The sequence below is a fragment of the Variovorax sp. 20P10.2.4 genome, from assembly GCF_058244205.1.
Genome location: NZ_JBZAYE010000345.1, coordinates 1 through 7779, shown reverse-complemented (window position 1 = coordinate 7779; position 7779 = coordinate 1). Strand labels below are relative to the sequence as shown.

The following is a 7779-nucleotide window of genomic DNA, read 5'->3' as shown; positions in this document are numbered from 1 at the left end:
CGGCGCTCGCCGCGCTCGAAGGCAACTTCGGCGCAGCGCCCGTCCTGCGGGCTTTGCGTGCTATGAATTCGGTAGCTGACCTGGCGCTCGACGATGCCGGCGTCGTGACCGACATCGACACTCCCGAGGCCCTGGCGCGCGCCGAGGCGCTGTGGCGCGCGCGCGAGGCGGCCGGCGCACAGCGCGCCGGCTGAACGAAGCCCTTACTTGCCGATCACCGCGCAGGCGATGCGCGGGCCCGAGTTGCCGGCCGGCTGGGTTGTGAAGTCGTCCTTGTCGCGGTGCACCACCAGCGCGCGGCCGATCACGCTGTTGGCGGCGCCCGGCGTCAGCGAGATCGCATGGTTCTCGACGCTGAAGCGTGCCTCGCCGGCGCCGTTGGCCACCAGGCTCGGCAGTTCGCCCGCATGGCTGCCCGGCGCGGCGAACTTGCCGTGCGTGCCGCCGCTGGGGTTGAAGTGGCCGCCCGAGGCATTGCCGTTGTCGCCGCAGTCGCCCTTCTCGTGGATGTGGAAGCCGTGCTCGGTGTTCGGCGGCAGGCCGCGCACGATGCCGGCCACGCGCACGCCATGCTCGAGCGCGGTGAAGGTGACGGTGCCCGTGGTCGGGTTCGGCGTGATCGCGCCGGTGGGCACCAGCTCGACCGTGGTGGCCGGCTTGCCGCCCAGCGTGCCGCAGGCGGCCAGCAGCGAGGCCGCGAGCACGGCGGTGGCAGCGCCGGCGAGGCGGCGGGAGGAGTTCTTCATTGTTGGTCCTTGTCGGGAGATCCGGAGGGTCCGGAAGGTTGAGAGGATTTCTTGTCGGAAGACCCTGCGACGTATACCGGAGGCGGCACCACATCGCAATCGGTCGGGGCCGGCGATGCAGTGTGCGCCGCCGATGTGTCGGAGGGTACGGCGGGCGGGGCGGCCAGCGCCACCAGCCGCGCGAGCGCCACGTCGTGGATCGCATGGCGGCGCAGCTCCTCGAGCGTCTGCTGCGCATAGTCGAGCGAGCTGCCGTAGCGGCCCACGGCATTCGCGAAGATGTGGCGGTAGCGCTCGTCGCTGAGCTCGCCCGTGAAGTTGGGGCTGCGCCGCGACAGCGTGAAGGCCAGCGCGCTCACCGGCCCCGAGGCGGTGGTGCAGCGCAACCACTTGGGGTCGTAGACGCCGGTGGGCATCTCGCGCAGCCAGAGCCGGCGCAGCGTGTCCAGGCCCTGCGCGGCCGGCACGCGGAACACCATGCCGCGCACGCTGCCGCCCGAGAGCAGGCCGAACACCAGGCCCGGCGTCTGCACGCTGCCGCGGTTGACGCGGCTCCACATCTTCAGCGCGCGGTGCCAGCCGCGCACCCAGGCCGGGCGGCGTTCGATGAAATCGAACTCGGGCCGCCAGATCAGCGAACCGTAGCCGAACAGCCAGAGGTCCTCGTGGCCGCCCCATTCGGCGATGGTGCGCTCGAGCATCGGCTGGGGATCGCGCAGCGGCTTGGGCAGCGGATCCAGACCCGGCGGCCCGGGATTGGGCGCCGGGTCCGAGCCCGAGGTGGGGCCAGCGCCTACAGTGTCGGGAGAAGGACCCATGCCTACAATTTCCTGATCATGGTTGACCACCCCATTATTTACCGGCCGCTTTCATCCTATGGAGCACGCGTGACGAACAACACCGACGACAGCCAGCAGAATTTCGCCCTCGGACTGATCGCGATCCTGCTGCTGCTGATCGTCGGTGGGGTGATCGCCTTCGCGGCATGGCACAAGACGCCCGCCAAGGCCTCCGCGACGGCACAGACCGCCATCACGGTGCCGGCCGCGGCGCCAGCCACCCAGACCACGGTGGCCGAGGTCACCGAGACGGTCACCGTCACGATTCCCGACGGCGCCAGCATCCGCGTCGCCAACGGCGTGGTGAACTTCTACTTCGCCACCGGCAGCGCCGACCTCGCGCCCGGCGCGGCGGAAGCGCTGGCCGCGGTCATCAAGGGCGTCGAGGCCGGCCGCAAGGCGGTGGTCTCGGGCTTCCACGACACCACCGGCGATGCGGCGGTCAACGAACAGCTCGCGAAGAAGCGTGCCGAGACGGTGCGCGACGTGCTCGTCGGCCTCGGCGTGCCGGCCGACAAGATCGACCTGCTGCGCCCGCCCGTTACGGCCGGCAGCGGCAATGACGCGCAGGCGCGCCGGGTCGAGGTCAAGCTGCTCGACTGAGGCCGGGCAGGCCGCCGCGGCGCGCGGAATGCGCCGCCACGCGGGCTCGCGCGAGCCCGCGTCCGGGTGTTTTGCAAGCATCCGTATCCGGGCGTGGATTCGTATTGGCACGGTGCCCGATTTCCATCGAGGCCTGGCGTCGTCCTTGCTACGATGAACCCATCTCGAGGTCGCCCACGCGACAGTGGCGACCCCATCGGCAGAGCCACCGACAACATCCCCATGAGCAGCACACACCCCACCGTCCTCGACGTCACCGATCGCATCCGCGATCGCAGCAAGGCGCAGCGCGGCGCCTACCTCGCGCGCCTCGCCGAACTGCGCCAGCGCGACCGCGGCTCCGACCGCATGGGCTGCGCCAACGTGGCGCATGCCGTGGCCGGCATCCCGGCCAACGACAAGTTCCGCGTGGTCGCCGAGCGCGCGCCCAACATCGGCATCGTCACCGCCTACAACGACATGCTCTCGGCCCATGCGCCGTACCAGGGCTATCCCGACATCATCAAGCACGAGGCGCGCCGCCTCGGCGCCACCGCGCAGGTGGCCGGCGGCGTGCCCGCCATGTGCGACGGCGTCACGCAGGGCACGCCCGGCATGGAACTGAGCCTGTTCAGCCGCGACCTGATCGCGATGAGCGCCGCGGTCGCGCTCACGCACGACATGTTCGATGCCGCGCTGATGCTCGGCGTGTGCGACAAGATCGTGCCGGGCCTGCTGATCGGCGCGCTGCACTTCGGCCACCTGCCCACCGTGTTCGTGCCCGCGGGCCCGATGCCCTCGGGCCTGTCGAACAACGCGAAGTCGAAGGTGCGCGAGCAGGCCGCGCAGGGGCTCGTGGGCCGCCAGGGCCTGCTCGAGGCCGAGATGGCCGCCTATCACACGCTCGGCACCTGCACCTTCTACGGCACCGCCAACAGCAACCAGATGCTGCTCGAGGCCATGGGCCTGCACGTGCCCGGCACGGCCTTCGTGCAACCGGGCGACGCGATGCGCGAGACGCTCACGCGCGAGGCCGTGCGCACGGTGCTGGGCCAGGCCGGCGAAGCCGCCTTCCAGTGCCCGCCGATCGGCGAGATGGTCGACGAGCGCTGCATCGTCAACGCCATGGCCGCGCTGCTCGCCACCGGCGGTTCCACCAACCACCTGATCCACTGGGTGGCCGTGGCGCGTGCCGCGGGCATCGTGATCGACTGGGACGATTTCTCGAAGCTGTCGGACGTGGTGCCGCTGCTCACGCGCGTGTACCCCAACGGCAGCGCCGACGTGAACGAGTTCCAGGCCTCGGGCGGCCCGGGCTTCGTGATCGGCGAGCTGGTCGAGGCCGGCCTGATGCATGCCGACGTGCTGACGGTGCGCTCGGGCGGCATCCGCGAATTCGCCGGCGTGCCGTCGCTCGAGGGCGAGGCCGATGCCAAGCGCCTGCGCTGGACGCCGGCCGCCGCGCTGCAGAACGACGCCGTCACGCGTCCGGTCGCCGCGCCCTTCAGCGCCACCGGCGGCCTGAAGCTGCTCGGCGGCAACCTGGGCCGCAGCGTCATCAAGGTCTCGTCGGTGCCCGACGACCGCCATGTGGTCGAGGCGCCCGCGCGGGTGTTCGATTCGCAGGCCGCGCTGCAGAAGGCCTTCACGGCCGGCGAGCTCGAGCGCGACGTGGTCTGCGTGGTGCGCTGGCAGGGCCCGCAGGCCAACGGCATGCCCGAGCTGCACAAGCTCACGCCGCCGCTGTCGGTGCTGCAGGGCAAGGGATTCCGCGTGGCGCTGGTCACCGACGGCCGCATGAGCGGCGCCTCGGGCAAGATACCGGCCGCCATCCACGTGTCGCCCGAGGCGGCCGCGGGCGGGCCGCTGGCCAAGGTGCGGGACGGCGACGTCATACGCCTGGACGCGGTCGCGGGTACGCTCGAGGTCCTGCTGCCCGCCGACGAGTGGGCCGAGCGCGAGGCCGCCACGCTGTCGGAGGCCCAGCGCATCGCCGACGGCTACGGCCTGGGGCGCGAACTGTTCGCCGGCATGCGGCGCAATGCATTGACTGCTGAAGAAGGAGCCTGCTCATGGCTGTAAACGACAAGAACGCACTGACTTCCCTCGACGTGATGCGCGACGCGCCGGTGATCCCGGTGATCGTGCTCAACGACGTGAAGCACGCCGTGCCGCTCGCGCGCGCGCTGGTCGCCGGCGGCATCCGCATGCTCGAGGTGACGCTGCGCACGCCGCAGGCGCTCGAATGCATCGAGATCATTGCCAAGGAAGTGCCCGAGGCCGTGGCCGGCGCGGGCACCATCCGCAGCGCGGCCGATGCCCAGGCCTCGGCGCTGGCCGGCGCCAAGTTCGGCGTGAGCCCGGGCTACACGCGCGCGGTCGGCAAGGCCTGCCACGACCTCGGCCTGCCGCTGTTGCCCGGCGTGGCCACCGGCAGCGAGATCATGTCGGCGCAGGAGGACGGCTACACCCAGCTCAAGTTCTTCCCCGCGCTGCAGGCCGGCGGCCTGCCGATGCTCAAGGCCTGGCAGGGCCCGTTCGGCGACGTCGTCTTCTGCCCCACGGGCGGCATCCATGCGGGCAACGCGGCCGAGTTCCTCGCGCTGTCGAACGTGGCCTGCGTGGGCGGCTCGTGGATCGTGCCGACCGACGCCATCCGCGACGGCGACTGGGCGCGCATCGAACAGCTCGCGCGCGCCGCGAGCCAGCTCGCGCGCTGAGGCCGCCATGGGCAACGCGGATTTCGACACCAGCGACCTCAAGGTCGTGGCCTTCGACGTCTTCGGCACCGTGGTCGACTGGCACAGCGGCATCGCCGCCGAGGCCGAGCAGGCCCTGCCGGGTGTCGACGGCGCGACCTTCGCGCTGGCCTGGCGCGCCGGCTACCAGCCCGCGATGAAGCAGGTGATGGAGCGCATCGCCGCGGGCGAGGGCGGCTTCACCCTGCTCGACGAGCTGCACCTGAGCATGCTCGAGCAGGTGCTGCGCGACTTCGGCCTCAGCGACCGGCTCGACGCCTCCGCGCGGCGCGAACTCAGCCGCGCCTGGCACCGGCTGCCAGCCTGGCCCGATGCGGTGGAAGGGCTCACGCGCCTCAAGCGCAAGTTCACCATCTGCTCGCTGTCGAACGGCAACATCGGCCTGCTGACCGAGATGGCCAAGCGCGCGGGCCTGCCCTGGGACTGCGTCCTCTCGGCCGAGGTCTTCAAGGCCTACAAGCCCGACCCGCGCACCTACCTCGGCGTGGCCGGCGTGTTCGACGCCACGCCGGGCCAGGTGATGCTGGCGGCCGCGCATCACGACGACCTCGCGGCCGCGCGCGCCTGCGGCCTCAAGACCGGCTACATCGAGCGGCCCTTCGAGTTCGGCCGCGCCCAGCCCAAGGACGTGACGCCGGTGGCGGCCAACAACCTGCATGCGCGCGACATCCTGCAGCTGGCCGAGTTGCTCGGCTGCTGAGGCCGCGCCGGCTCAGCCCGCGATCAGCTTCTCGACCGTGCGCAGGTTGCGCGTGGTCGTGCTCGATTTGTAGCGCGTCTTCGCGAGCAGCTTCGCCACCGGCGTGTCGGTGCTCTCGCCGCGCGGCAGCTCCCAATAGAGCACGCCGTCGCCGCGCTGCAGCCGGTCGGTGTACGCATCGAGTTCGCCGGCCTTGGCCATCACCTCGTCGAGCATCGCGGGATCGGAGCCGAACACGATGTACGGATGGCGCTCCTCGTCGACGCGCTCGAAGGGATAGCCCGCGGCCATGCGCGCCACCGTGGCCTGCGCGAGCAGCACGATCCAGGCCTCGTAGCCGAAGCGCTCGCGCAGCGCCTGCTCGATGCGCTGGCGCAGCGCGGCGGTGTCGGTCTCGTCGGTGTCGAACAGCACGTTGCCGCTCGCGAGCACGGTGCGCACCGCGCCGAAGCCGAGCTCGACGAACAACGCCTGCAGGTCGGCGCTGCGGATGGTGATGCCGTTGACGTTGACGCCGCGCAGCAGCGCGACATGGCGCACGGCCTTGTTGCCGGCCTTTGTGCTGGCCTTGGCGCCGGCCTTTTTCGCGGCCGGTTTCTTCTTCGCGGCGCCGGTGGCCATCGCCGATCAGCGAAGTCCGCCGCCGCCTGCCTGCTCGGCGCGCTGGATCAATTCGATCTTGTAGCCGTCGGGATCCGTCACGAACGCGATCACCGTGGTGCCGCCCTTCACGGGGCCGGCCTCGCGCGTGACGTTGCCGCCCGCGGCCTTGATCTTCTCGCAGGCCGCGTAGGCATCGGGCACGCCGAGTGCGATGTGGCCGTAGGCGGTGCCGAGCTCGTAGCTCTCGGTGCCCCAGTTGTAGGTCAGCTCGATCTCGGCCTGGCCGGGATTGCCCTCGTCGTAGCCGACGAAGGCCAGGCTGTACTTGTACTCGGGGTTCTCGGAGGTGCGCAGCAGGTTCATGCCGAGCACCTTCGTGTAGAAGTCGATCGAGCGCTGCAGGTTGCCGACGCGCAGCATGGTGTGGAGGAGTCTCATCGCGTGGAGTCCGTGGGTGTTGTCGTGGGAGCCCGCTATTGTCGGTCTCCCGCCGCCCCGATCAAGCCGCTCGGACTTCCTCGGCGCGCGTGAGCAGCAGCGACTCGTGCTTGCGCAGGAAGTCCATCAGGTGCTCGGGGTACTCGGGCACCACCGCCGCGCGCACGCTGGGCCGCGCGGCCAGCGCCTTGCGCCAGGCATCGACGCGCGGCAGGGCATCGAAGAGCTTCGAGTCGACGAGGCGGTCGAACACCTCGAAGTAGCGGAACACCGGCGCGAACACCGCGTCGACCAGGCTGAAGCGTTCGCCCGCGAAGAAGGGGCCGGCGCCGAGCGCGGCTTCGACGCGCGCGAACTTGTCGGCCAGGGCCTGGCGCTTCTGCGCGAACACCTCGGCGTCCTTGGTGGTCTCGTAGCCCCACAGGTCGGCCAGGATCGCCGAGCCGAACTCCATCCAGGCGCGGTGCTCGGCGCGCGCGAGCGGGTCCTTGGGATGCAGCCGCGCGCCGGGCTGGGTCTCCTCGAGGTATTCGCAGATCACGTTGCTCTCGAACAGCACGGTCTCGCCGCCGTCGGGCCGTTGCACGCGCAGCAGCGGCACCTTGCCCAGCGGCGAGATCGCGAGAAACCAGTCGGGCTTGGCCGAGAGGTCGATCACGACGCGCTCGAAGGGCACGCCCTTTTCGTGCAGCGCGATCGCGGCGCGTTGCACGTAGGGGCACAGCAGGTGGCTGACGAGGGTGAGGGGCTGGGACATGGGCGGGCGCTCCGGATGAATCGGTGGGGCCGGATTCTTCCGGGGGCGAACAACCTTTTCCCGAAAAGCCCATTCGGCAAAAGTGCGTCTTGTGCTAGGCCTCAGCGGGCCGAGGTCTCGATCCAGCGCGTGATGCGCCCCCCATGCATCACGCCGATGCGGTCGGCCATGGCCTGCGCCTCGGCCTCGTTGTGGGTCACGAGGATCGCGGTCTGGCCGGCCTGGCGCAGGATCGCGCGCACTTCCACCGTGAGCCGTTCGCGCGTGGCGCCGTCGAGGTTGGAGAAGGGCTCGTCGAGCAGCAGCAGCGCCGGCGCGGGCGCGAGCGCGCGGGCCAGCGCGATGCGCTGCTGCT

The 7779-nt window shown here is 70.8% G+C and carries 9 protein-coding genes and 2 pseudogenes; 5 read left to right on the top strand and 6 right to left on the bottom strand.

Features of this window, described 5'->3' with window-relative positions; all coding sequences use genetic code 11:
• Positions 1-194, top strand: a pseudogene (locus AC27VN_RS26195) (nucleotidyltransferase family protein); the annotation flags it as partial.
• 9 nt (positions 195-203) lie between these two features.
• On the opposite strand, the gene AC27VN_RS26190 reads toward AC27VN_RS26195, so the two are convergent.
• Together AC27VN_RS26190 and AC27VN_RS26185 are read right to left on the bottom strand one after the other, a co-directional pair.
• The gene (locus AC27VN_RS26190; RefSeq protein WP_057597176.1) at positions 204-746 is read right to left on the bottom strand and encodes a superoxide dismutase family protein; all 543 of its coding nucleotides are present in this window, start codon (positions 744-746) and stop codon (positions 204-206) included.
• Positions 743-1564, bottom strand: a complete 822-nt coding sequence (locus AC27VN_RS26185; RefSeq protein ID WP_490878415.1) for a gamma-glutamylcyclotransferase — start codon at positions 1562-1564, stop codon at positions 743-745. Before AC27VN_RS26185 ends, AC27VN_RS26190 begins: the two co-directional genes overlap by 4 nt.
• Before the next feature lie 69 nt (positions 1565-1633).
• Here AC27VN_RS26185 and AC27VN_RS26180 point away from each other — a divergent pair, with 69 nt between their 5' ends.
• The 4 genes from AC27VN_RS26180 (at position 1634) to AC27VN_RS26165 (ending at position 5626) form a co-directional block, all read left to right on the top strand.
• Positions 1634-2188 (top strand): OmpA family protein, encoded by a 555-nt coding sequence (locus AC27VN_RS26180; protein ID WP_490878414.1) that lies wholly within the window; start codon positions 1634-1636, stop codon positions 2186-2188.
• Positions 2189-2410: 222 nt separating this feature from the next.
• Positions 2411-4249, top strand: a complete 1839-nt coding sequence (gene edd, locus AC27VN_RS26175) for a phosphogluconate dehydratase (RefSeq protein ID WP_490878413.1) — start codon at positions 2411-2413, stop codon at positions 4247-4249.
• Positions 4240-4887, top strand: coding sequence for a bifunctional 4-hydroxy-2-oxoglutarate aldolase/2-dehydro-3-deoxy-phosphogluconate aldolase (gene eda / locus AC27VN_RS26170; RefSeq protein ID WP_093340093.1), 648 nt, complete (start codon positions 4240-4242; stop codon positions 4885-4887). The genes edd and eda overlap by 10 nt, the downstream gene beginning before the upstream one ends.
• Before the next feature lie 7 nt (positions 4888-4894).
• The gene (locus tag AC27VN_RS26165) at positions 4895-5626 is read left to right on the top strand and encodes a haloacid dehalogenase type II (RefSeq protein WP_490878412.1); all 732 of its coding nucleotides are present in this window, start codon (positions 4895-4897) and stop codon (positions 5624-5626) included.
• Positions 5627-5638: 12 nt separating this feature from the next.
• Here AC27VN_RS26165 and AC27VN_RS26160 read toward each other — a convergent pair whose 3' ends face one another.
• From AC27VN_RS26160 to AC27VN_RS26145, 4 genes and pseudogenes are all read right to left on the bottom strand, one after another.
• Positions 5639-6247, bottom strand: coding sequence for a DUF1697 domain-containing protein (locus tag AC27VN_RS26160; RefSeq protein ID WP_490878411.1), 609 nt, complete (start codon positions 6245-6247; stop codon positions 5639-5641).
• Positions 6248-6253: 6 nt separating this feature from the next.
• Complete coding sequence (gene gloA, locus AC27VN_RS26155; protein ID WP_490878410.1) at positions 6254-6667, bottom strand: lactoylglutathione lyase; 414 nt, start codon at positions 6665-6667, stop codon at positions 6254-6256.
• 61 nt (positions 6668-6728) lie between these two features.
• Positions 6729-7424, bottom strand: a complete 696-nt coding sequence (locus AC27VN_RS26150; RefSeq protein ID WP_490878409.1) for a glutathione S-transferase family protein — start codon at positions 7422-7424, stop codon at positions 6729-6731.
• A gap of 101 nt (positions 7425-7525) precedes the next feature.
• Positions 7526-7779, bottom strand: a pseudogene (locus AC27VN_RS26145) (ABC transporter ATP-binding protein); the annotation flags it as partial.

Excerpts from the sequence above, each read along its gene's own strand:
- AC27VN_RS26190 (WP_057597176.1), bottom strand. The coding sequence starts at position 746 with ATGAAGAACTCCTCCCGCCGCCTCGCCGGCGCTGCCACCGCCGTGCTC.
- AC27VN_RS26185 (WP_490878415.1), bottom strand. The coding sequence starts at position 1,564 with ATGGGTCCTTCTCCCGACACTGTAGGCGCTGGCCCCACCTCGGGCTCG.
- edd (WP_490878413.1), top strand. The coding sequence starts at position 2,411 with ATGAGCAGCACACACCCCACCGTCCTCGACGTCACCGATCGCATCCGC.
- eda (WP_093340093.1), top strand. The coding sequence starts at position 4,240 with ATGGCTGTAAACGACAAGAACGCACTGACTTCCCTCGACGTGATGCGC.
- AC27VN_RS26165 (WP_490878412.1), top strand. The coding sequence starts at position 4,895 with ATGGGCAACGCGGATTTCGACACCAGCGACCTCAAGGTCGTGGCCTTC.
- AC27VN_RS26160 (WP_490878411.1), bottom strand. The coding sequence starts at position 6,247 with ATGGCCACCGGCGCCGCGAAGAAGAAACCGGCCGCGAAAAAGGCCGGC.
- gloA (WP_490878410.1), bottom strand. The coding sequence starts at position 6,667 with ATGAGACTCCTCCACACCATGCTGCGCGTCGGCAACCTGCAGCGCTCG.
- AC27VN_RS26150 (WP_490878409.1), bottom strand. The coding sequence starts at position 7,424 with ATGTCCCAGCCCCTCACCCTCGTCAGCCACCTGCTGTGCCCCTACGTG.